Below are 22,505 nucleotides of genomic sequence, written 5' to 3'. Positions count from 1 at the left end.
GCGTCTCCCCTCCACTATGGGCAATCGGTTACTTCAGCGTGAACCCCTGCTGAGTTGCGTAATCCGAAAGCGTCTTGTCGAGAGCTTCCATGGACGAAGCCACATTCGCGCCATCCCGGACGATGTTGGTAAACACCTTGGTCTGCTCGTCATAGGCATACGGCTGGAAGGGCAAGAAGCTGTATCCCTTGTACCCCTGAGCGACAGGCACAATCACATCGTTGATCTTCTGGTCACCGTAGAATTCATCGGTCATATTCATGAATTCCTCGGATTCGAGCTTCTTGGTCCATGTCGGGAAGAGCGCGGCCTCCGTGACCGCAGTCTCCTGGACCGTATCACTAGCGAAGAATTCCATGGCGACCTTGGCCGCCGCCTCAGTGTGCTTGGCTTGATCGGTCACAGCCAACGAGGAACCTCCGAAATTGACCTGCGGAGTGGAGTCGTCCCACACCGGAGCGGTCGTCACCTTCCAATCGGCATTGGCGTCCGCGCCACTGATGCCACGCAGGTTACCGACCAGCCAGGAGGCGCACACGGCAGTCGCCCACGAACCATCGACTATCTTCTTGTACCATTCCGTGGTGTAGGCGTCATCGGTGGTGACGATGTCCTCCTGGGCGAGACGCTGCCAGTATTCCATGACATCCTGAGCTTCCTGGGATTCGAAGTCAATGCCAATCTTTTCAGGATCGGAAGCGGAATAGTCGTACACCGCGGCATTCTTCTGGGCGAGCAATGCGATATTCGAACCATTGCCGCTCGGCTCATAGTTGCCGATATGTCCCTCGAAGCCCTTCTCACGAAGCTCCTTGCCGGCTTGTTCATATTCAGCCCAAGTAGTCGGCACTTTGACCCCGTACTTGTCGAAGATGTCCTTGCGATACATCATGACATACGGGCCGAGGTCGACCGGAATAGCGTAAACACTGTCCTCGCTGCCAAGACTGACGGAGTTCCAAGCACCCTCGGTGTAATCATCCTTAACCTTATCGGCCCCATATTCGTTCAGATCGACCAGGTGTTTTTCGACGCCCGAGACATACTGGCTGAGCACATCATATTCAATCTGCACCACATCGGCGAGGCCAGACTTTGCCTTGATGGCCGTGGTAATCTTCTGGTACTGCGTTTGGCCCGAACCTGCACGGGTCCAGCAGACCTGCACATCGTCATGCTCCTCATTGAATTGGTCCACCATCTTCTCGATAGACGGATACCATGCCCACAGTGTGACCTTCTCAACGCCCTCCTTCTTGATGGCGTTCTGGCACTGGGCGCTATCGTTGGCCTTTGCGTCGTTGTTCGCTTTGGCCGCTCCATCAGTCGTTCCACCCGGAGCTCCGCAGGCACCCATGGTGAGGGCGAGCACGGTGGCGGTAGCAGTGGCGAGCAACTTCTTTCCCTTGGCAGTCATCTGTTTTTCCTTTCTCTGTGATCGATGCTGGTCGGCGGTGACGGGAGACGCTTTCGAAAGTTTGTGCTTTCCTCCCCTCACTTGATGTGAATGGCGGTCCAGGAGACCGGGGGCAGGGTCGCGGTCACGGCACCGGAGGCGGCGTCGAGGGCGATGGTGTCATTGGGGTGCAGGGTGACGCGGTCGGGGTCGTCGAGCGTATTCTTCGCTAGGATGTCGTCCTCGTGAAGGGTGAGCGCTTCGATCCGCCCGGCATCGGCGCCGGCATTGCCCGGCAGACGAATCTCGAAGTCAGCCGCCTCTTCGAGCGAGCGGTTGACGACGAACACGGCGATCGATCCATCGGCGCAACGCACCGCCACGGAGTCGACGGACGGCACTTCGCCGTAGCGCGGAGTCATGAAGGTGCCGGAGGAAAGCTTCGGCTCAAGCACGGTGCCGCCCTTGGCGAGCTTCGCGGTGAGCGCGAACGGATGGAACGTGGTCTGACGCCAGGCGGGACCGCCCGGCTCGGTCATGATCGGGGCGATCACATTAACCAGCTGGGCTAGGCTCGCCGCGTGCACACGGTCGGCGTTCTTGAGCAGCGTGATCATAAGGTCGCCGAAGACGACCGCGTCGGCCGCGGTGTAGACGTCCTCAAGAAGGCGCGGAGCGACCGGCCAGTTGCCGATGCCCTCGGGGTTCTTGCTCGGCTCCTCGTTCAAGTACCAGACATTCCACTCGTCGAAGGAAATGAACACGTCGTGCTCGGACTTCAGGCGTGCCTTGGTCGCGTCGATCGCCGCGGCGACATCCTTGATGAAGTTGTCCATGTCGACGCCGGCGGCCATGAAGCTGACCATGTCGCGGGTGCCGTCGGACTGCAGCTCGGGATGGTAGTAGGCGTGGCAGGAGACAAAGTCGACCAGGTCGTAGGTCTTCTCGAGCACCGTCTCCTCCCAGCGTCCGAAACTCTTCATGTCATGCGAGGAGGAGCCGCAGACGACCAACTCGACGTCGGGATCCATCTGGCGCATGCCACGCGCCACGTCCGCGGCGAGCGTACCGTAGTCCTCGGCGTTCTTATGACCAAGCTGCCAGGGGCCATCCATCTCGTTGCCCAGGCACCACATGCGGATGCCGAGAGGCTGATCATCACCGTTGGCACGGCGGCGTTCGGACAGCTCGGTGCCGGACGGGATATTCGCGTATTCAAGCAAATCGAGGGCTTCCTGAAGCCCGCGCGAACCGAGGTTGACGGCCTCCATGAGTTCGTTGCCGCCGGTTTTGCGTAGCCATGCGGCCATCTCGTGCAGACCGAATTCATTGGTCTCGGTGGAATGCCACGCCAGGTCGAGGCGACGGGGACGGGCCTCCTTCGGCCCCACGCCGTCCTCCCAACGGTATCCGGAGACGAAGTTGCCTCCTGGATAGCGCACCGTCGTCGCCCCGAGTTCCTTGACCAGGTCGATGACATCCTGGCGGAAGCCATCGGCGTCGGCCGTCGGGTGTCCCGGTTCGTAGATGCCGGTGTAGACGCACCGCCCCAGGTGTTCCACGAAGGAACCGAACAGACGGTCGTCGACCGGCGCCACCTCGAATTCGTCATCGACCACCAGTCGGGCCTTCGCCAAGCTCTGCGCGTTCGCCATCGATCTCCTTTCATCGCATGCTGTCAGACAAAATACAACGTTGTACTTCATGGCACATAAAACCATGTCCCATTGCCGGTCTCATTGCTCCTTGTCCATCAAGTACAACCTTGTACTTCTGCGTTGCCCACAACCATACACCCACTCCGCCCCTCCATGCAACCCAAGCAAGTACAATGTTATCCCTATCCGCCATTTTCCACACGACACGCCGGTCCTTCCCATGAAAACCGATTTTCCAAATGATATCGATAGTGATATCGTTTCACTATGCCTTCGGTGGAGAAAATACTCGAGCTCATGCGACGCAATCCCAAGGGAGTGCGATACGACGAACTCGCGAAGGTATGCGACCATTACTTCGGCCCGCCAAGGAACAACGCCGCCTCCCACCGCTTCTATTCGACCCCATGGCCAGGGGAACCCTTGGTCAACATCCAGAATCACAACGGACAGGCCAAACCCTACCAAGTGAGGCAAGTGCTGCTGGCCGTCGACAAATTGACCGACAAGGAGGCACGATGACAGACGACGATCTCATGCGATATGAAAAAAACTACACCTACAGAGTGCGCTGGTCCGAGGAAGACTCAGCCTACATAGCCACCGTGGCGGAGATGCCTTTGCTGTCATGGATCGACGACTATGAGATAGAAGCGTTGCGCGGCATCCACAACCTCGTACGCGAAGCGCTCGGGATACTGCGGCAGGATGGCGCGCCGATCCCCGAGCCCATCGCAACCAAACGATACTCCGGCAAAATCCTCGTGCGCATTCCCCCCGAAGCCCATCGACAACTCGCATTGGAGGCCGCCGAACAGCATGTATCGATGAACCGGCTGGCTTCCCAACGACTGATGCGCGCATAGCCGCGACGAACGCCGCCACCTTCCGCGGAACCCCTCATCGACGATTCGGGAACGGGAATATGCGATTCAGCAGCGCACAGCGCGCAGGAAACATAACCATCCTACGATGAGAGCCAATAAGGAATACGGCGCAGTGGTGCGGCGGCGACAACGTTGTGAAAGGAGAGGGGCCCATGACTAGCCATATCTGCTCGATTGTGGGATGCGATCGCGAGGTGGAGGCCAACGGCATGTGCGCCCAGCATTTCACCTCCGCGCTGGTTCATGGGGTTTTCCACACACATCACCGTGGCGCGACGCATACCGCCGCCCAGACGGTGCAGCGGGCCGTCGCCTGCTGAAGAGGGTTTTGCCCAAAAGGCTGATGCGGTAGTTGCCGCATCAGCCTTTTCCTATCCCTCCCTCCGGCGGCTTTGCCGCCACCTCCCTCATCAGAGGGAGGATATAGGAAGAGCTCTCCCGCCGGGGAGAGCTCTGTGCTTCTTCTGTCAGCTTCTGTCAGCGAGCGTCCAACGCGGCCTTGAGGTCACGGTCCTTATATCGCTGCTGCAGCAGGCAGTAGCCACCGAAGACCACCAGCCATACCAGACCGGCGATGCCGGAGGCGCGCGTGTCGTCGGCGAGGAACAACGTCACGTAGACGAACATGAAGAACGCCACCGCGATCGTGTTGAGCCAGCGCCAGGCCGGCATCACGTAGCCGTCGGCGATGAAGTCGGCGGAACGGCGGTAGCGGCGGTGCGCCAGCAGCGTCAGGATATAGACGAACAGGAACACGGCCGACGAAGCGGAGGAGAACAGCACGAAGGCGTTCGCCATCTGCGGGAAGGCATTGACCACCGGCGAAAGCAGCACCAGCGCGGCGGAGACGAGAATCGCGCGCGCCGGCACATGCTGCTTCGAGACGACGCCCAGCTTCTGCAGCGCCGGCGAATCCGACTCGGAGGCGATCTGATAGAGGTGACGCCCCGCGGAATACAGCAGCGAATTGAGCGCGCTCGACGCGGCGGTGATGACGACGAAGAACACCAGCGCGCTCGCCCAATTGAGGCCCGCATATTGGAAGACCATGATGAACGGCGAGGCGAAGGAACCGTCCTTATTCGCCTTGAAGCTGGTCCACGGCACGATGCACATGATCGCCACCAGCGCACCGACATAAAAGATCAGCACGCGCATGATGATCTCGTTGATCGCCTTCGGCAGCACCGTGCGCGGCTCCTTGGTCTCGGAGACCGTCACGCCGACGAATTCCATCATCTCGTAGGCGAAGAACACCATCTGGAAGCTCATCAGGAAGGCCATCCAGCCGTTGGGCGCCAGTGAGAAGTTCGCGAAGAGGTTGTCGAAGCCCGCGTGGCCGGCGGGGCTGGGCGCGTCGGCGCCGGTGATGTGCACGGCCGGGTAATGGTATCCGATCACGATCATCACGACGGCCGTGACGATCATCGCCACGATCAGCGTGATCTTGATCATCGAGAACCAGAACTCCACCTCGCCGAACACCTTCACGGCGATGAGGTTGATGCACACCAGCACGACGAGGAAGCCGAGTTCGATGGCCCACTTCCACGCCGATAGATCGATGCCGAAGGTGTCGAAGAAGGTGACGAAATAGGTGCTGACGGCCGTGATCTCGGTCATGCCGAGCGCCACCAGCGCGATCCAATACGTCCATCCGGCGAACTTGCCCCACGCATGGCCCAGATAGCGCCTGATGAAGTTGATGAAGGTGTGCTGGCTGGGGTCGCGATACATCATCTCGCCGATCGCGCGCATGAGGAAGAACATCATGACGCCGACGAGGATATACACGAGGATGATGGAGGGGCCGGTCAGGGATATCGATTTGCCGGAGCCCAGGAACAGGCCCGTGCCAATGGTGCCGCCGATAGCGATGAACTGCACGTGACGGTTCGACAGGCCGCGCTCCATATCATTGTTCTGATCCAGACTTTCGACGGAGCTCAGATTGCCACCGTCTGCCTTCTTCTCATCTACCATGCCCGACACGGTATTGCACATTTGTTACCGCGCGATGTTGTGTCTCGAATCGGGGCGGCCCCGTGGATTACCCCGTTGGCCCCAGTCGACACCCCATATTCCCGGTCGTCGCGCCCACGCTGGCTAGGCTGGGATGCATGACCCACGACCTTGTTTCGCTGTCCATCATCATGGCGGTGGCGGTGATCTGCCCGATCATCGCCGAGCGCATCCCCGGCAAGCCCATCCCGCAAACCGTGCTGCTGCTGATCTTCGGCGCGGTGCTCGGCCCGCATATGCTCGATAAAATATGGCTGACCGACGCGACCGAGCTGCTCAGCGAACTCGGCCTGGCCTTCCTGTTCCTACTGGCGGGATATGAGATCGATCCGAGGAAGCTCGGCGGGCATCAGGGGCGCGTGGGACTGCTCACGTGGGCGGTGACGCTGGCGATCGCGTGGCTCGTCGTGTTCCTCGTGCCGTTCTTCGCCGCGCATGATATGAACGGCATCGCGGCCGTCATCACGCTGACGACCACGGCCCTCGGCACGCTGATGCCGATCCTCAAGGAACGCGGGCTCGGCGGAACGCCGGTGGGCGACGCGACGATCGCCTACGGCACCTGGGGCGAGCTCGGCCCCGTGCTGGCGATGGCGGTGCTGCTGTCGACGCGTTCACAATGGCAGACCATGCTGATCCTCGCGGCCTTCACCGCGATCTGCGTGGCCGCCGCGCTGCTGCCGAAGGCCGCGCGCCGCGCCGGACATTGGCTCTACGACTTCCTCACCACGAACGCGAACACCGCCTCGCAGACGCTGATGCGGCTGACGGTGCTGCTGCTCGTCGGGCTCATCACGGTCTCCAAGCTCTTCGACCTCGACGTGGTGCTCGGTGCCTTCGCCGCGGGCTTCATCCTGCGCTTCGTCATTCCCGACGGGCGCAAGACGCTGGAGCTTAAGCTCGAGGGCGTGGCCTACGGCTTCCTGATACCGGTGTTCTTCGTCGTCTCGGGCGCTTCGATCGACGTCAATGCAGTGGCCGGCAATCCGGCGCTGCTGGTCACCTTCATCGCGATGTTGCTGATCATCCGCGCGGTGCCGGTGTTCCTGGCGACGACGCTCGACCGGAAGCGCAATCCGCTGGCGCCGGCCGACCGGCTCACGGTGTCGCTGTATTGCACCACGGCGCTGCCGGTGATCGTGGCCGTCACGTCGGTGGCGGTGAAGGCCGGCACCATGCAGCAGGCGACCGCCTCCACGCTGGTCGCCGCCGGCGCGGTCACCGTGTTCCTCATGCCACTGCTCGGCGGGCTTGCGGGCACGCTGATCCGACGGACCGATTCGGCCAGCTGATTCGGCGGGTTAAGGTCCCACAGCAGGACTGGGTGGCCGCCGATTGGTCGCCGATTGCCACTGTCGGTCTCCGGCGCTGCACATAAACGTACAGACGGTTCGGCTTGGCGTACGTTTCTGCGCAGTCGTACCACTGGGCTGCTCATAAACGTACGCGTGGCATGGCTCAGGGTACGTTTCTGCGCAGGCCCTTCGTTGGACTGCTCACAAACGTACGCATAGGCACGCTCAGCGTACGATTCTGCGCATAGTCTCCGTCGGACTGCGTAGAAACGTACGCATGGTTCGGTCTAGCGTACGTTTCTGCGCACGGCTTCCATCGGACTGCGCAGAAACGTATCGGCAGATTGGCTGAGCGTACGGTTTTCCGCACACCTACCATTGGTCTGCGTATTTTCGTACTTATAGGCATGTCTACGAGCACGGTTTTCCGCAACGCAACGGAAACCGTGCGGAAAACCGTACGCGTAGGCAGTGCCAGATATACGGTTTTCCGCATGGGACCCGTCAGGATGCGGAAAAACGTATCCGAAGCCACCGCCGCAGCCGAATCGAACCATCTACTCAACGGGATTGACCGGACGCATAGCCCAGTGGACTATGCGCGACCGGGCTACCACCGGAACCGAGGCAGGGCAGTTCACTCGACGGACTTGAGCGAGCTGACCGGGTCGATGCGGTCGAGGACTGGGTTGGTGAGCCACTGCACCAGCAGCGCGAAGACCAGCGTCGCGCCAGCGGCGATCGCATAGGACCACCAGCGCACCCGCACCTCGAAATAGATGCCGGGCATATTGAGCGCGTCGGTCAGCAGTCCGCCGACCCAGCGGCCAAGCGGCAGGCCCACGACGATGCCCATCAACGTCAGTATCAGCATCTCGCGGTGGATATAGCGGTGCACCTCGCGGTCGAAGAAACCGAGCACCTTGAGCGTGGCCATCTCGCGCACGCGCTCGGAGACATTCGTGTTGGCGAGCGTGAACAGCACCACGAGCGCCAGACTGCCCGCGAGCGCGACGATCAACGCGACGACGGCGCTCATCAGGTCGAACTGGAAGCTGTCGCGCATATCGGCGGTGGAGACAGCGGAGAGCACGTCGGGATCACGGGCAAGCTTCTCGGCGTAGGCGGCCTGCTTGGCGTCGGTGTCGGCACCGGAGCCGCCGAGCGTGGCGTATATGGCGTTCCAGGAGACATCAGATACCGAGGCTGAATCATCAGCAGATGCCGCCCCGGTTGTGTCGGATGTCTGACCAGCAGCACCGGAAGAGCTAGATACATCGGAATCAGACGCATCCGCCGAGTCATTCACATCAGTCGCACCGGTCTGACCGGCAGTGTCAGTCGCACCGGTCGGACCGGCCGAGTCAGTCGAGCCAACGTTCTCATTCGCATCGGCCGAAGCATCGATGTCAGTCGAGTCGTCGGCGCCAGTCGAGTCGTCGGGGTCGGCCACATCAGCCGAGCCATCCGCAGAGAATCGTACATCAAATAGCTGCTCGTAGGCGTCCTGCCCCAGATACACGTCGGAACCGATGAGGCTGCGCGCGACGGCGGCGACCTTCACGCGGGCGCGTTGCATATCGGGACCGGTCAGCGTCACGGTGTCGCCGGCTTCGATGCCGAGGGCCTTCGCCGCGCTCTGCGAGACGATGGCGCCGGACTCGGAGGAGTCAGTGCCAGATTGGGCAGCAACACCGGCGTCAGCATCCGCATTAATCCCACGACCCGCATCAGGTCCGGCACCGGTATCGTCGGCCTTGTTATCGACCTCACCGCCTTCGCCCGCTATGTTCGCTTCCCCGACTTGTGCCGTACCGACGATCCGCTCTTTGGTCAGGAACGACGGCAGCTCCCAATCATCGGGGATAAAGGGGATGGCCGATTCGGTCGCGACGGCCCGCAGATCAACGAGCTTGCCGAAGTCACGCTCGCCGCCAGTGGGGATCGTGACCAGCTGCACGCTTTCGCTTTCGCCGCCGGCGTTCGTCAGCTCGGAGTTCTCAACGCGCGCCTTGACCTGCGACTTGGCGTGCCCGTCGCTCTTGAGCCGAGCGGAGAGGTCGTCCAGCTTGCCGTCGGCGGAAACGGCGAGCAGATCATACCGATAGATGCCGCCGTATTGGCCGGGACCGAGCGCGGCGACGGTGTCGTTGATCGCCAGTCCGCACACGATGAGGGCGGTGCAGCCAGCCACGCCGCCGACGGTCATCAGCAAACGCCCCTTGAAGCGGAAGAGATTGCGCACGGTGACCTTATTGAGGAATTTCATACGCCGCCACAGCGGACGGATGCGTTCGAGCAGCACACGGGCGCCGGCCTTGGGAGCCTTGGGACGCATGAGTTCGGCGGGCATATGCCTCAGCTCCCCACGGCACGCGAGCGCGGTGGCGGCGAGCACGCCGACGACGAAGAGCAGCACACCGGCGGTGCCGTAGCCCCAGTCGTAGAGCAGACTCACGCCGGGCACGACGTAGAGCCCCTCGAGCACGACGAGCAGGAAGGCGGGAATGCCGAGGAAACCGACCAAACAGCCGAGTCCGCCGCCGATCAGGCAGGCGAGCAGCGCGAAGAGCAGGTATCGCATGGCGATGGTGAGGTTGCCGTAGCCCAGCCCGACATAGGTGCCGATCAGGCCGCGCTCCTCCTCGACCATGCGCGTCATCGCGGTCAGACTCATGAGCACGGCGACGAGAAGGAACAGCACCGGGAAGGCGCGGCCAATCGATTCGATGGAGGTCAGGTCAGATTTGAGGGAACTGAAGCTGCCGGTCGAGGAGCGGGTGTTGATATACCAACGCGCCTTGGGCACGCTGGCCTTGGCTTTCGCTTCCTCTTCATCGAAGCGGTCGGCAGTGTCGGCTCGCTGCTGGTCGAGCTGAGTTTGGGCGGAGTCGAGCTGTTCCTTGGCCTGCCGCAGTTCGGGACTGCGTTCGAGCATCGCGTCGCGCATGGCATCGCTGTCCGCGCCAAGCTGGGCGAGTTGCGCGTCGAATTGCGCGCGCTGCCCGTCGATCTGCGACTGCGCGTCGGATAGTTGTCGGTCTGCTTCGGCGCGCGCCTTGTCAATAGCATCTTGCGCTTCGTCGACAAGTTGCTGATGGCGGGCCTGCTGCCGGTCGGATTGCACCTCGTCCTCGATGCGATCGGTTACGGCACGCACGGCGTCGCGGTATCCGTCTTTGAAGGCGTCAAGCGCCGCCGCACCGCGCACCGTCAGCGATATCGCGGTGTAGGTCGTTCCGGTCACACCATCCGCCGGGGCGAAAAAGGTATAGTCGGAGGTCACCGAAGAGCGGAAAGCACCGGCCGAATACCCTTCCGGATTGACGAGATCCAGCGGGTCAAGCACAACGCCGACGATGGTCAGGTCGGAGGGGAAGGACGGAACGGCATCATCGGAGTTGCCGGCAGTATCAGCATCCGTCGCGTCAGAGGAGCCGCCAGCGGAACTATTGTCGGAAGCGTCTTCAGCTACGGCATTTTCCACTGCGTCCGCAGCATCGTCACCTGTAATATCTTTCGCCGTACCGTCCACAGCGTCGCCCGCGGTATTCGCCGTATCATCGCCCGCGGCATCCGCCATAGCATCAGCCTTAGCGCCATCAGCAACGCCATCCGCGCTATTCACAGCATCGTCAGTCGCAGTATCATCCTCATCATCCGCTGAGCCGGTCTTGTCATACCGCACCGCCAACGCATCGCCAAGCTTGGCGCCGGCATCGAGCATGAAGCGCTGCGTGACGGCGATCTCGCCGGCGGCACGCGGCATGCGTCCGCGCTGGAGATATGGCCGGTTCAATCCGTCGACATCGATTTCGGAGACGGTCACCGACTTGGCGCCATCCTTGAGATCAACCTCGCCAGTGGCCGAACGCTCGCCCTGCGCGGCTTCAACCCCGTCGACGGCTTTGAGCGCGGCGAGGTCGTCATCGGTCAGGCCGAGCGTGGAGACGACCTGGATGTCATAGAGACGCTGGTCGTCGTAGAAGCGGTCGGCGCCTTGGAACATATCGCGGCAACCGGCGTAGATGCCGGTGAGCACGGCCACGCCGAGCAGCGAGATCACGGCGATCGATACGAAACGCTTCCAATTGCGCAGCCAAGTGCGCAGCATATCCTTGACGAAGGCGCGGGAGGCACCGGCGCCTTTCACAGCCCGCATGCCACTTCCGCCTTTTGCGGCAGACATCGTTCCCGTGGCTCCGACAGCCCCCACGGATCCCGACGCCCTCTCAGCTCCCGCCATTCCCGCGCGCCGCATATATCGCGCGCTATGTCGTCCGGCCATCGCACCCACCTACCATTCGATGTCGGCGATCGGGGTGGGCGAGGGGTTGGCCTCCTCCCCCGTCACCTTGCCCGAGCGGAAGCGGATCACCTTGTGCGCCATCGGCGCGAGCGCGGAGTTGTGGGTGATGATCATGACGGTCATGCCCTCCTCGCGGCAGATGTCCTGCAGCAGGCGCAGCACCTCCTTGCCGGTTTCGTAGTCAAGCGCGCCGGTGGGCTCGTCGCAGAGCAGCAGCTTCGGTTTCTTGGCGATGGCGCGCGCGATGGAGACGCGCTGCTGTTCGCCGCCCGAAAGCTGCGCCGGGAAGTTGTTCAGTCGATCGGCAAGCCCCACTTTGGCGAGGGTTTCGGCCGGATCGAAATGATCGTCGCAGATCTGCGCGGCGAGCTCGACGTTCTCCAAGGCCGTGAGGTTGGGCACGAGGTTGTAGAACTGGAATACGAAGCCAATATCGCCCCGTCGGTAGGCGACGAGCTCGCGCCGCTTGAGGTCGGTGATATCGCGGCCGCCGACGATGACACGGCCCGAGGTGGCGGTGTCCATGCCGCCCAAAATATTCAGCGCCGTGGTTTTGCCGGCGCCGGATTGGCCGAGGATCACGGTGAGCTCGCCTTGGTCGGCGGTGAAGGAGGCGCCGTCGAGCGCGCGGATCGCGGCCTGCCCGGAGGCATATTCCTTAACCACGTTATCGAATTCGATGTAGGCCATTTCGTCCGCCTCCTCGCAGTCGCATCCATGCGTTTGTCTTGATATGATTCCAGTAAAACAACACTATGTTGGTTTCGCAACCGACAGTCGGAGTCGATTGTGTCGGGTTGCGCCACCCAAAGAGGGGAAGAGATATGGCAGCCAAGGAACTCGTCGAAAGCAGGCGCACACGATACACGCGCGCCGCCATGCAGGACGCACTGATGGACCTGCTGGCCGAGCGCCCACTTGCGCGTATTTCAGTCAAGGAACTGTGCGAACGGGCCGACGTGAACCGGTCGACGTTCTACGCGCATTACGAGAATATCGACGAGCTGCTGCGCGATGTCGAGGACGATGCGATCGCCTGGGTCAGAGGCGCGCTCGACGATATCCTCAGCCAGCCGGACCCGGCGGGCATCGGGCAGGTGGTGGAGCGCATCTGCCAATACATCGCCGACAACAGCCGGCACTTGCAGGTGCTGATGAGCCCGAAGGCCGATCTGGGGTTCCAGCAGCAGTTGTTGGGGCTCATCTATTCGCGCCCGGAGGCCGCGGCGCAATTGGCGGCCGCCTCCGGCGCCGGTTCCGCCGCCGACCCCGCCGAAGCCGAGATGCGCATGCGCTTCGCGGTCTCCGGCGCCATCGGTCTGCTCCAGCATTGGCTCGCCACCGACCTACGCGCCCCCGCGGCGACCGTCGCCCGCATCATCTGCGCGATGACGCTGTTTCCGGCGGGCGCGGGCACGTCCTCCACAATCGATATACACTAATCACAAGCGACAAACAAGCGACAAACAAGCGACAAAGTGAGGCAGAGATGGATACACTCACCGATTTCACCGCAATTCGTGAGAACGACCGCATCGAAGCCAAACTCGCCAAAGGAGGGCTGCCCAAAAATATGTGGGAGTCCTACTCGGCATTTGCCAACACCAACGGCGGCACCATTTTCCTTGGAGTACGGGAAGACGAGCACCATACCCTGCATGCGGAGGGGTTCCCAACGCCGGAGAGATGGTGCATGCCATCTGGAACGGCCTCAACAATCCGGAGATCGCCAGCGCCAACATCCTCACCGATTCGGACATTTCCATCGAACATCATCCACAAGGCAACGTCATCAGGATGACAGTCCCACGCGCTCCTCGAAACGTCAAACCCGTATATGTGCACGGCAACCCCAAAACAGGCACATATCGCCGCAACGGCGAAGGCGATTACCGTTGTTCCGAGGAAGAATACCGCGCTTTGACACGCGATAGCCTCGCAGATGGATCAGACCGCACCATCATCGCGGAGCTAGGCACCGACTCGCTGTCCCAAGACACCATACGGGCCTACCGCGCCGCATTTGACGCGCAACGCCCAGGCCACCCATGGCACGACCTTACCACCGAGGAATTTCTCACCAGACTTGGGGCGCTCGGTCGGCTCGCGTCCGACCCAAGGCTGCATCCCAGCCGAGCGGGACTGTTGATGTTCGGGCATGAGTATGACATCACCAGCGAATTCCCGCAGTACTTCCTCGATTATCGCGAGGTATTCGGCGACAACCGCTGGGATGACCGCATCATTTCCAGCAGCGGCACATGGAGTGGCAATCTCTATGATTTCCATAGGATGGTAGGCCCCAAATTGACCCAAGCCGCACGACACCCATTCCAACTTGCAGCCAACATGACGAGGTCCGACGATAATCCGATGGATGCGGCGATTCGAGAAGCCTTGCTTAATACACTCGTGCACGCGGATTACCTCGGAAGGCGCGGCACCGTCATCATCCGGAGGAACGGGCTCATCGAATTCGCCAACCCCGGCGCCCTTCGTCTTTCCCCGGAGGAAGTCGAAGGAGGAGGCATCTCCGACACACGCAACCCGCTTATCATGAAAATGTTCAATCTTGTCGGCGCAGGAGAAAAAGCCGGAAGCGGTTTCGACACCATGCGGGCCGGCGCACGATTCGCGCATGCAGCGCCTCCGTCGCTATCCGAAACGTTCAACCCAGACCGCGTCACATTGACACTGCACACAACCGGGGAGAGCGTTGGCATCGATGATCTCAGCGCGCGCACGACGGCCCAGCCCGAGACAAAGGCGACGCCCCTCACGGCCGCGTCGACCCCTTCCCTGTCAGCCCAGGAACGCGTTGTCACGGCCTGGCTTCAACGTCACGAGTCTGCCACCACTAACGAAATCGCCAATCAGCTCGGCGTTTCGCCGGCGCGCGGACGAGCCATACTCGGATCAATGGCCGACAAAGGAATCATCACAGCCACAGGAGAGCGGAAGGCCCGGCGCTATCACCTTCCGTCATAAACGGAGCTCGCTATGATTGCCCCCCTGGCCGATAACACCTTCACTCCACATATGAAGTAAACTGAAACCTAGGCATTCCAAGACGACCACGTGATTTCAGGGGGCAAATGATGGCCAGAGACGCTATAACGATGAAGGACGTGGCGAAGGAAGCCGGGGTTTCCATCAAAACGGTGTCGAATGTCATCAATGGCGCCGACGACCAGATGCGCCCGGCGACGCGCAGACGTGTGCTCAAGGCCATCGACAAACTCGGATATCAGGTGAATCATTCGGCCCAGGCGCTCAAGCGCGGCCGCACCGGGGTCATCGGACTGGCGGTGCCGAATTTCGACCAGCCCTTCATCGGATACATGGCCGATCAGGTCACCGCCAAGGCGCGCGAGCGCGGATACGGCATCATGATCAGCACCTACGGCCAGCTGCCTGAACGCCTCGATTCCTTCGCCGCCGCCGCGCCCAAACTCAACGCCGACGGCTGGATCATGATGGCGGACGGGCCTCTGCAGCCTGAGAGCGCAACGCTCAACCAGCCGTATCCGACCGTGCTCGTCGGCGACTATTCGGCCCACGGGCTGCGCGATATGATCACCATGCCCAACGTGGACGCGGCACGGCACGTCACCTCCTGGCTGCTGGACCGCGGCGCGCGGCGGATCGGATTCATCGGTGCCGACATCGCGCTGTTCGACGACCCCTCGATCACCGACACGCAACGCCTCAAGGCCACGCTGGCCGCCGACGAGGGCAACACCTGCCTGCGTCTGCAAGGCTTCGCGCAGGCATTGCAGACCCACGACCTCGCGGTGGACTGGGATCTGGTGATGCCCTGCGAACGACTGACCTCCGGCGATGGCGCCGCGGCCACCTTCGCGCTGCTCGAGCGCGAGAAGGCGCCGGATGCGCTGGTCTGCGTGAACGATGCGGTGGCGATCGGCGCGCTGTCGGCGCTGGCCAAGCTGCATTTCGATGTGCCGAACGACGTGCAGGTCACCGGCATGGACGATATTCCGGACGACGAGTTCTCAGTGCCGCCGCTGACGACGATTGACTCGCGCGTGGACCAATACGCCGAGTTGGCCGTCGATATGCTCATCAAACGCATCGAGGGAGATACCGAGCCGCCGAGCGTCTACACCTCGGGATTCCGTCTGCTGCAGCGCGAGTCCACGCGTGAGTAGTCGGGCGATACCGACGAAGGACTCGGAGATATCGGCGGTGATATTGGCAGGGCTCCGCTGATTTTGCGGCCTATAAGACAGATATGAAGCGGCAGCGCGGATATCAGGTCCGCACCGCCGCTTTGATATGAAATTCCTCTGAATATCCCGGTTCACTGCACGAGAATCGTCACGCCCCACGGGCCGATTTCCAGCGTTTCGCCGGTCTTCACCGGGCGGTCGGCCAGCAGATCGGTCGCGTCGAACGGCGCGGCGAGCGCAACCGTTTCGCCGGAATAGTTGAGCAGATAGGTCACCTGTTCGCCGGCGTCGTTGGTGCCGCGGCGCACGCGCAGCGTGGCGGGAGCCTCCTGCGCCCAGCCCCACAGCCCGGCGGCGCGCATCTCGTCGGCCAGCAGCGCGGCGAGCGTGGTCTCGTCGGCCATCGTGCCGATCCAGGTGGCCGAGCCTTGGCCGAAGCGGTTGCGCACAATGGCGGCGTAGCGGCTCCATTCGGGGCGGGCGTAGGTGGCGAGCACTTCAGCGCCGTCCGCCGGCTCCAGTAGTTCCATGAAGACATTGGCCTCGCCCGTTGCGGCGGCCCCGGCACCAACCCCGGCATCGCCGGCGCCGGCCAGCCCCTCGGCCCACGCCCCGCGCAACGCCAGCCGATCACCCTCCGGCAGCGTGAACTGGTTGTAATGCATGCCAAACACGTCGGTCAGTCCACGCGGCTGCCGGTCGATGGCCACCTTGACATGCTCGTCAGCGACGAAGGACTTGAAGGTGGCGATCAATCGCCCGCCGCGCTCGACGAACGCGCGCACCGCCTGCACAGTCACCTCGGGCACGGCGTAGAGCGCGGGCGCGATCAGCACGTCATACTCGGCGAGCCGTTCGGCGGGGGCCTCCTCGGTGACGAAATCACATTCGATATTCATGTCGAAGAGGCGGTCGTAGATCCAACGCAGCACGTCGTTGTATCCGGTCAGACCCGACTGCTGCTCGGAATAGGGGTAGGGGTCCGGGAAGCCTGTGGGGATCGTGAAGCGGCTCAGCGCGCTCAGCGAGGCCTGGCTGACCATGATCGCCACGCGGTTGTGCTTGCGCAGATTGACGAGCCGGCCGCCGACGTGCTCGACCTCGCCGCCGAAGACGCCGGCCTCCTCATAGACCGGATTCGGCTCGAAATCATGGGAGAGCACGCCCTTCCAATAGGTTTCGAAGGAGTTGTGAATCGAATGCCAGTGCCAATACATCACCGAATTCGAGCCGGAGGCCAAGTGAGAGTAGGCCTGCAAACGCAGCTGACCGGGGTAGGGCAGCCAACCGTTCTGCCCCTGTGCCTGAGTTTCGAGCAACAGATAGTTGCGCCCGTCTTTGAAGGAGCGCGTCAGATCGCCGCCGAAGCCGATCTCACGGCCGGTCAGATGCGATTCGGTCGGGTGGTAGATGTCGACGCCGGCGTAATCGAGGTGTTCGGAGGTCTTGAAATCATCGGCCCACGGCTGCACGCCGAAGGAATGGCCGCGCCATTCGAGGTCGTAGTTCTGGGTGACGAACTGATCCTCGCGCGCATATTCGCGCACGATGGACGCCTGCCATCCGATGAATTCGGTGACCAGCGAGCGCCGGAATTCGTCGAACGCGCCGGCCAGGGACCCATTGATCGTGTCGGTGGCGTCGGGCACATCCTCCCACGCGTCGATGCGGTTCGACCAATAGTCAAGCCCGAAGGCGCGGTTCATCGCATCGAGGTCGCCGCTGAACTTCGTGCGCAGGTATTTGACGAAGGCGCGCTGCACATCGTGCGACACGACGTCGTAATGCTTGGTCTCGTTGTCGACCTGATATCCGATGACGGCCTTGCGTTCGGCGACATGCGATATCAGCGCGCGGATCGCACGCTCCGCATGGAAGCGGTACGCGGCATTGGAGATATCCATGATCTGACGGGCGCCGTATCCGCGGTTGCCCTCGTGCGTACGCACGAGGATATCGGGATAGGCGAGCGTCAGCCAGGAAGGCACGGCGTAGGTCGGCGTGCCGATGATGACGTCGATGCCGGCGGCCTCCATCGCGTCGATGACGCGATCGATGTGGCTGAAGTCGAAGACCCCGGGCTGGGGCTCCATCGTGCTCCAAGTCGATTCGGCGATGCGCACGACGTTCATATGCGCCGCCTTGAGCATCGCGACGTCCTTGTCAAGGCGGTCGACCGGCATGTATTCGTCGTAATACGCCGCGCCGAACAGGATGTGGTTCATGGTTGTGGTGTCGTTCATATCGGTTCCCTTCGGTTGATATTCAGGCGAAGGCATAGGTGCCGGCCAGCACGCTGCCGCCGGTGAAATCGGAGCACAGCAGCAGCACTCGTTGCGTGGCCGGTATCCACATGATGTTGCGGCTGAAGCCGCCCGGCATCGGCGTATGCCAGCGTTCCCAAGGCTCGATAGGGTTGCCGCTGCGGTTGAGCCACAGGTCGCCGCTGCCGGCCGCGTTGTAGAAGATGGTGCCATTCGGCAAGCGCACAAGAACCGGACTGCCGCCTTCAGCCAGATCGCCGAGCTCCGTGATGGAACGCCCCGGATCCTCCGCGTCAAAATCAAGCGGATCGTCGGAGATCTTGAACCGCACCTCGGAGCCGCCCTCGACGATCCATTCGTAGGTGAAGAACCAGCGACCGTCCGAGGTCGGCACGACATTCGTCATGCCCGGCCGCCAGTGCGCCTGCGTGTAGCCGACATCCGGCACCAGCTCATCCCACGCCATGCAGTCGGTCGAGGTGCGGTGCACCAGAATCTGCCCACCGCGCTCGATGCCCGCCGCCTCGTCCTCGGCGCTGTCCCGCTCGTCGGAGAAATAGCACACCAGACGATGGTCATGCACCATCAGATACGGCTCCCAGATCGGATCCATCTGGGCATATCCATTCTCCTTGATATTGCGCTGCGAGCACACCTCGCCGGGCTTGGCGCGGGCGGAACCGCCCTGCCACCCGCCTTCGTCGACGAGGCTGAGCACGCGCCACGTGACGCCCTCGTCATCGCTGGCATACAAAACGATGGCCATATGCTCGCGGTCGCCATCGGCGGGATTGAACCATTCGTCGCCATGCAGGGTCTTCTGCTCGCGCCAATAATGGTCGTCGCCGGAAACCACGGTGGCCAGCAACAGCGTTCCGGCCTTCACCTCGCCGATGTCCTCGGGGAGCACGTAGAGGTAGGGATCGGTCCAATTGCTGGTGAAGCGGGCGAATTCGGCCTCGCGCCCCGTGCCCTTCGTCAGCTCCGACGGGGGAAGGACCTCGGAGATCTTGCGCCAGGTCTCGCCGTTGTCATCGCTGGCGTAGACCCACTGACTTTGCCCGACGGGATCGCCGATGGACCGCTCATAGGTCATCACGATGCGGCCGGAGGGCAGCAACGCGGATTTCGGGTAGACGATGCCGCCGGTATCGTCACCGCCTTTGTTGCAACGCTCCCCCGGCTGCATGGCGATGAGCGTGCGGGGCTGGTCTCCGGTCATGGTGTTCATTGAGGTCTCCTGGTGCTTGCTGTTTGGCATTGGTGCCGCTAGTGCTTTCAGACATCGTTCGGCCGCCACGCCGAAGGAGGAGGAACATGGCGGCCGAACGAATGCTATGGGATGGACCTTGGACTAGTCGTCGATATCACTCGTTGACGGTGTAGCCCTGATCCTTGCCGTACTGGATGAGCTTGTCCTGCCACGCCTTCACGGCATCCTCGAAGCTGGAGTTGCCAAGGGCGGCGGGACCGAAATCATCACCGAAGATGGAGCGGGCCTGCACATCATAGGGAAGGAACTGCCAATCAGTGGACACGGTTTCCGCAGCCTTCGACAGCACTTCATTGAACTTCTGATCGCCGAAATACGGATCCGTCTTGGACTGGAAGTCAGCGGATTCCAGCGAGGCCTTGTCCGCCGGGAACTGGCCCTTGTCGACACGAATCTTGATGCCGTCGCCGTGCGAGGCGAAGTCGATGAACTTCCACGCCGCCTCGGCCTTCTCGCTGCTTGCCATGATCGCCAGCGTGGAACCGCCGTCCTCGGCGTTGAGCGGATTGGACTCATCGAAGACCGGAGTTTCGGCCACACGCCACTTGCCAGCGCCATCGGGAGCATTGTCATCAAGCATCGAGGCCATCCACGCACCAATGGTCAACGAGGCGATCTTGCCCTCGTTGAGGGCGCGGGCCCAATCGTCGGACCAACGGGCCGACTTGGTGTCGATAAGATCCTCGTCCACAAGCTTCTGCCACCATTCGACAAACTGCTGAACGCCCTTGTCGTTCACCAAATCAATGTTCAGCTTCTCACCGTCGACCTTGAACGGCGTGCCGCCGGCGGCCCACATCATCAGTTCCTCCGGAGCGGGTTCGCCGGAATCAGCGGTGATGTAATAATCCGGGCCGAGAGCACGGATCTTCTTGGCGGCCTCATAATACTCATCCATGGTCTTCGGGGCTTCGGTGACGCCGGCCTTGTCGAAGACTTCCTTGTTATAGAACAACGCCATCGGACCGGAATCCAACGGCAGGCCGTAAATCTTGCCGTTGATGTTGACCGAACTCCAGGTGCCCGGAGTATAGAAATCGGAATAGCCCTTGGCCCCAAGATCCGAAAGATCCATCAGGCTTTCACCCAACGCATACTGCGAGACAGCGTAATACTCGACCTGCGCGACGTCCGGGGCTCCCTTGCCCGCCGACAGGGCGTTATTGAGAGCCGTGTACTGATCGGTGGCGGTGCCGGCGTTGGTGATGTTGATCTTGATGCCGGGGTTCTCCTTTTCGAAGGCGGTCTTCACATCCTCCAGCAGCGGCTCCCAGCCCCACACTTCCAGCGTGACCGGATCATCCGCCGTGCCCTCGGCACCGCCTCCGCTCGATCCCGACCCGCAGGCTGCCATGGACATCATGGTCGCCGCGGCAACGGCGCCGGCCGCGATCTTCTTCAGCAACTTCATCGTGCTCTCCTTTTGCTTGACACGGTTGGATGACTGCTGTCGTCAGAACTTCGGGACTCTTCATCAACGTTAGAGTTAAACCACGTTACCTTTAGGACTTTCCTTGCTCCTATAAGGCTATTTTGGTTGATATTCTGCTTGCGTTGATTAACTCCTTTGTTCTTTAACGTTGTAGTTAATATAGCACGACTTTTGGAAACTCCGCAACTCTTGCTTTCTGCGTGTCGAACCATTTGGCTAGCCAATGACGAAAGTTATCCACAACACGCCGGAAGCATAGCCTCCATCCACAATGCCCGGTTGAGCTTGCAGCCTCATTTCACACCGCGAAATGAGGCTTTCGGAAGAAACGATTCACGAATTGCTAGGAGGAAGATGATGGGACTTCTGAAAAGAATCAAAAGCCGCACGATGAAGCTCTCCCCCGAGGACTTCAGTGTTCCTGAGGAGACCCTGCAGCAGTGGGAAGATGAGTTCGAACGCGGCGAATGGGAGCTCGACCTCGAACACGCCGAAGTTCATCCCGAATATATGAAGCCTCCGAAGGGACGTCCGCGGATACTTGACGAAGAGTTGGTGTCGGTGACGTTCCGCGCGCCGAAATCCGAAGTGGAGGCGATACAGGCCGCGGCCAAGCGCGAGCACAAGACCTTCTCCGCCATCATGCGTGAGGCTCTGCACCGCGCCTTCGAACAGCGCGCCGCCGTTTCCACCGACGCGGCGTAGCAATCATATTCCGATATAGGCGGATGGGCTGGAACTTGGTTCAAAGTTCCAGCCCATCCGTTTTGTCGTTATTTGAGATTGGTTGTTGTTGGTTGGGTTTGTTGCGTTGGGTGGAATGTCCGGGACACTACAGCGGATATGCGTCGCTCGACACACTCAAGGCCGTTCGGCCGAGCCTACGGTCGAGCAACGCATATCCGCCTCCGGTCCCTCGAAACGCCACAATTCCGTCGGAACACCGTATATCCCGTCCCGTTTCCCTCTTCCAAACGTGACCTGACGCTGGAACGAGGGGTGGGGTCGGGGTATGCGGTGTCGGACCGTAAAGACTTGGCCAGAGCGGCCCGGAGCGTGTCCGGCATCGCATATCCCGGGCCGCCCCGGACACCGCAGAAGGAAAACTCATTCCTTGACTGCGCCGGCTGCGAGTCCGGACTGCCAGTACTTCTGCAACAGGAGGAACGCGATGACCAGGGGGATGATCGTGATCAATGATCCGGTGATGACCAGGTTCTGGATCGCCTGGCCGCCCGCCGTCGAGGCCTGGTCCTTCCACTGGTTCAGACCGATCGTCAGCGGATACCAGTCCGCGTCCTTGAGCATGATCAGGGGCAGGAAGTAGTTGTTCCACGTCGCCACGATCGTGAACAGGGCCGTCGTCACGATGCCCGGAGCCAACAGGGGCAGGCTGATCGTCCAGAACGTGCGCCACTCGCTGGCACCGTCGACCCTGGCGGCCTCGAGGAGTTCGGTGGGCACGGCCTGCTCGCTGAAGATCCACATCAGATACAGGCCGAACGGCGAGATGAGGCTGGGGATGATCATGGCCCACGGGGTGTTGGTCAACCCGAGCTTGGCGAACAGGAGGAACTGCGGGACCGCCAAAGCGATACCGGGAACCGATATGGCGCCGATGATGACCGCGAACACGGCCTTGCGGCCCGGGAAGCGGAACTTCGCCAACGCGTACCCGCCCATGATCGCCAGGAGGGTCGCGCCGCCCGCGCCCACCACCACGTACAGGAGCGTGTTCAGGAGCCAGCGGGCGAAGATGCCGTCCTGGTAGGAGAACAC

Annotated in this window: 17 protein-coding genes; 8 read left to right on the top strand and 9 right to left on the bottom strand. The window is 61.7% G+C overall.

Features of this window, described 5'->3' with window-relative positions; all coding sequences use genetic code 11:
• Positions 1-28: 28 nt before the first annotated feature.
• Positions 29-1,417, bottom strand: coding sequence for an ABC transporter substrate-binding protein (locus AC1AUD_RS12435; RefSeq protein WP_476574698.1), 1,389 nt, complete (start codon positions 1,415-1,417; stop codon positions 29-31).
• 77 nt (positions 1,418-1,494) lie between these two features.
• On the bottom strand, positions 1,495-3,051 hold the full coding sequence (arfA, locus tag AC1AUD_RS12430) for an arabinosylfuranosidase ArfA (RefSeq protein WP_476574697.1): 1,557 nt from the start codon (positions 3,049-3,051) through the stop codon (positions 1,495-1,497).
• Between the two features lie 279 nt (positions 3,052-3,330).
• Here arfA and AC1AUD_RS12425 point away from each other — a divergent pair, with 279 nt between their 5' ends.
• From AC1AUD_RS12425 to AC1AUD_RS12415, 3 genes are all read left to right on the top strand, one after another.
• On the top strand, positions 3,331-3,576 hold the full coding sequence (locus AC1AUD_RS12425) for a hypothetical protein (RefSeq protein WP_476574696.1): 246 nt from the start codon (positions 3,331-3,333) through the stop codon (positions 3,574-3,576).
• Positions 3,573-3,920, top strand: a complete 348-nt coding sequence (locus AC1AUD_RS12420) for a type II toxin-antitoxin system HicB family antitoxin (protein WP_476574695.1) — start codon at positions 3,573-3,575, stop codon at positions 3,918-3,920. The genes AC1AUD_RS12425 and AC1AUD_RS12420 overlap by 4 nt, the downstream gene beginning before the upstream one ends.
• Positions 3,921-4,093: 173 nt before the next feature.
• Positions 4,094-4,261 carry a hypothetical protein gene (locus tag AC1AUD_RS12415; RefSeq protein WP_476574694.1) on the top strand — a complete coding sequence of 56 codons (168 nt, stop codon included), beginning with the start codon at positions 4,094-4,096 and terminating at the stop codon, positions 4,259-4,261.
• 157 nt (positions 4,262-4,418) lie between these two features.
• On the opposite strand, the gene AC1AUD_RS12410 is transcribed toward AC1AUD_RS12415, so the two are convergent.
• Positions 4,419-5,924 carry an amino acid permease gene (locus AC1AUD_RS12410; RefSeq protein WP_476574693.1) on the bottom strand — a complete coding sequence of 502 codons (1,506 nt, stop codon included), beginning with the start codon at positions 5,922-5,924 and terminating at the stop codon, positions 4,419-4,421.
• Positions 5,925-6,061: 137 nt separating this feature from the next.
• On the opposite strand from AC1AUD_RS12410, the gene AC1AUD_RS12405 reads away from it, so the two are divergent.
• On the top strand, positions 6,062-7,255 hold the full coding sequence (locus AC1AUD_RS12405; RefSeq protein ID WP_476574692.1) for a cation:proton antiporter: 1,194 nt from the start codon (positions 6,062-6,064) through the stop codon (positions 7,253-7,255).
• Positions 7,256-7,895: 640 nt separating this feature from the next.
• Here the strand turns inward: AC1AUD_RS12405 and AC1AUD_RS12400 are convergent.
• Positions 7,896-11,420, bottom strand: a complete 3,525-nt coding sequence (locus AC1AUD_RS12400; protein ID WP_476574691.1) for an ABC transporter permease — start codon at positions 11,418-11,420, stop codon at positions 7,896-7,898.
• Between the two features lie 135 nt (positions 11,421-11,555).
• Complete coding sequence (locus AC1AUD_RS12395) at positions 11,556-12,257, bottom strand: ABC transporter ATP-binding protein (RefSeq protein ID WP_476574690.1); 702 nt, start codon at positions 12,255-12,257, stop codon at positions 11,556-11,558.
• A gap of 134 nt (positions 12,258-12,391) precedes the next feature.
• Here AC1AUD_RS12395 and AC1AUD_RS12390 point away from each other — a divergent pair, with 134 nt between their 5' ends.
• From AC1AUD_RS12390 to AC1AUD_RS12380, 3 genes are all read left to right on the top strand, one after another.
• Positions 12,392-13,009: a TetR/AcrR family transcriptional regulator gene (locus AC1AUD_RS12390; protein ID WP_476574689.1), complete on the top strand. Its 618-nt coding sequence runs from the start codon at positions 12,392-12,394 to the stop codon at positions 13,007-13,009.
• A gap of 244 nt (positions 13,010-13,253) precedes the next feature.
• Positions 13,254-14,555: an ATP-binding protein gene (locus tag AC1AUD_RS12385; protein WP_476574688.1), complete on the top strand. Its 1,302-nt coding sequence runs from the start codon at positions 13,254-13,256 to the stop codon at positions 14,553-14,555.
• A 140-nt stretch (positions 14,556-14,695) separates the two neighbouring features.
• Entirely contained in the window at positions 14,696-15,736 is a 1,041-nt protein-coding gene (locus AC1AUD_RS12380; protein ID WP_476574687.1) for a LacI family DNA-binding transcriptional regulator, read from the top strand.
• A gap of 152 nt (positions 15,737-15,888) precedes the next feature.
• Here the strand turns inward: AC1AUD_RS12380 and AC1AUD_RS12375 are convergent, their stop codons facing one another.
• From AC1AUD_RS12375 to AC1AUD_RS12365, 3 genes are all read right to left on the bottom strand, one after another.
• The gene (locus AC1AUD_RS12375; RefSeq protein ID WP_476574686.1) at positions 15,889-18,000 is read right to left on the bottom strand and encodes a beta-galactosidase; all 2,112 of its coding nucleotides are present in this window, start codon (positions 17,998-18,000) and stop codon (positions 15,889-15,891) included.
• 22 nt (positions 18,001-18,022) lie between these two features.
• On the bottom strand, positions 18,023-19,252 hold the full coding sequence (locus AC1AUD_RS12370; protein ID WP_476574685.1) for a sialidase family protein: 1,230 nt from the start codon (positions 19,250-19,252) through the stop codon (positions 18,023-18,025).
• 136 nt (positions 19,253-19,388) lie between these two features.
• Positions 19,389-20,705 carry an ABC transporter substrate-binding protein gene (locus tag AC1AUD_RS12365; RefSeq protein WP_476574684.1) on the bottom strand — a complete coding sequence of 439 codons (1,317 nt, stop codon included), beginning with the start codon at positions 20,703-20,705 and terminating at the stop codon, positions 19,389-19,391.
• Between the two features lie 375 nt (positions 20,706-21,080).
• On the opposite strand from AC1AUD_RS12365, the gene AC1AUD_RS12360 reads away from it, so the two are divergent.
• Positions 21,081-21,431 (top strand): ribbon-helix-helix protein, CopG family, encoded by a 351-nt coding sequence (locus tag AC1AUD_RS12360; RefSeq protein ID WP_476574683.1) that lies wholly within the window; start codon positions 21,081-21,083, stop codon positions 21,429-21,431.
• A gap of 402 nt (positions 21,432-21,833) precedes the next feature.
• Here the strand turns inward: AC1AUD_RS12360 and AC1AUD_RS12355 are convergent.
• Positions 21,834-22,505 (bottom strand): carbohydrate ABC transporter permease (locus tag AC1AUD_RS12355; protein ID WP_476574682.1); only part of this gene is annotated, 672 nt, incomplete at its 5' end.

The sequence above is a fragment of the Bifidobacterium sp. LH_730 genome (assembly GCF_056355835.1).
This window is presented reverse-complemented; position numbering and strand designations above follow the sequence as displayed.

Coding starts and splice junctions, on each gene's coding strand:
- AC1AUD_RS12435 (WP_476574698.1), bottom strand. CDS start 1,417: ATGACTGCCAAGGGAAAGAAGTTGCTCGCCACTGCTACCGCCACCGTG.
- arfA (WP_476574697.1), bottom strand. CDS start 3,051: ATGGCGAACGCGCAGAGCTTGGCGAAGGCCCGACTGGTGGTCGATGAC.
- AC1AUD_RS12420 (WP_476574695.1), top strand. CDS start 3,573: ATGACAGACGACGATCTCATGCGATATGAAAAAAACTACACCTACAGA.
- AC1AUD_RS12415 (WP_476574694.1), top strand. CDS start 4,094: ATGACTAGCCATATCTGCTCGATTGTGGGATGCGATCGCGAGGTGGAG.
- AC1AUD_RS12410 (WP_476574693.1), bottom strand. CDS start 5,924: ATGGTAGATGAGAAGAAGGCAGACGGTGGCAATCTGAGCTCCGTCGAA.
- AC1AUD_RS12405 (WP_476574692.1), top strand. CDS start 6,062: ATGACCCACGACCTTGTTTCGCTGTCCATCATCATGGCGGTGGCGGTG.
- AC1AUD_RS12400 (WP_476574691.1), bottom strand. CDS start 11,420: ATGCGGGCTGTGAAAGGCGCCGGTGCCTCCCGCGCCTTCGTCAAGGAT.
- AC1AUD_RS12395 (WP_476574690.1), bottom strand. CDS start 12,257: ATGGCCTACATCGAATTCGATAACGTGGTTAAGGAATATGCCTCCGGG.
- AC1AUD_RS12390 (WP_476574689.1), top strand. CDS start 12,392: ATGGCAGCCAAGGAACTCGTCGAAAGCAGGCGCACACGATACACGCGC.
- AC1AUD_RS12385 (WP_476574688.1), top strand. CDS start 13,254: ATGGTGCATGCCATCTGGAACGGCCTCAACAATCCGGAGATCGCCAGC.
- AC1AUD_RS12375 (WP_476574686.1), bottom strand. CDS start 18,000: ATGAACGACACCACAACCATGAACCACATCCTGTTCGGCGCGGCGTAT.
- AC1AUD_RS12370 (WP_476574685.1), bottom strand. CDS start 19,252: ATGAACACCATGACCGGAGACCAGCCCCGCACGCTCATCGCCATGCAG.
- AC1AUD_RS12365 (WP_476574684.1), bottom strand. CDS start 20,705: ATGAAGTTGCTGAAGAAGATCGCGGCCGGCGCCGTTGCCGCGGCGACC.
- AC1AUD_RS12360 (WP_476574683.1), top strand. CDS start 21,081: ATGATGGGACTTCTGAAAAGAATCAAAAGCCGCACGATGAAGCTCTCC.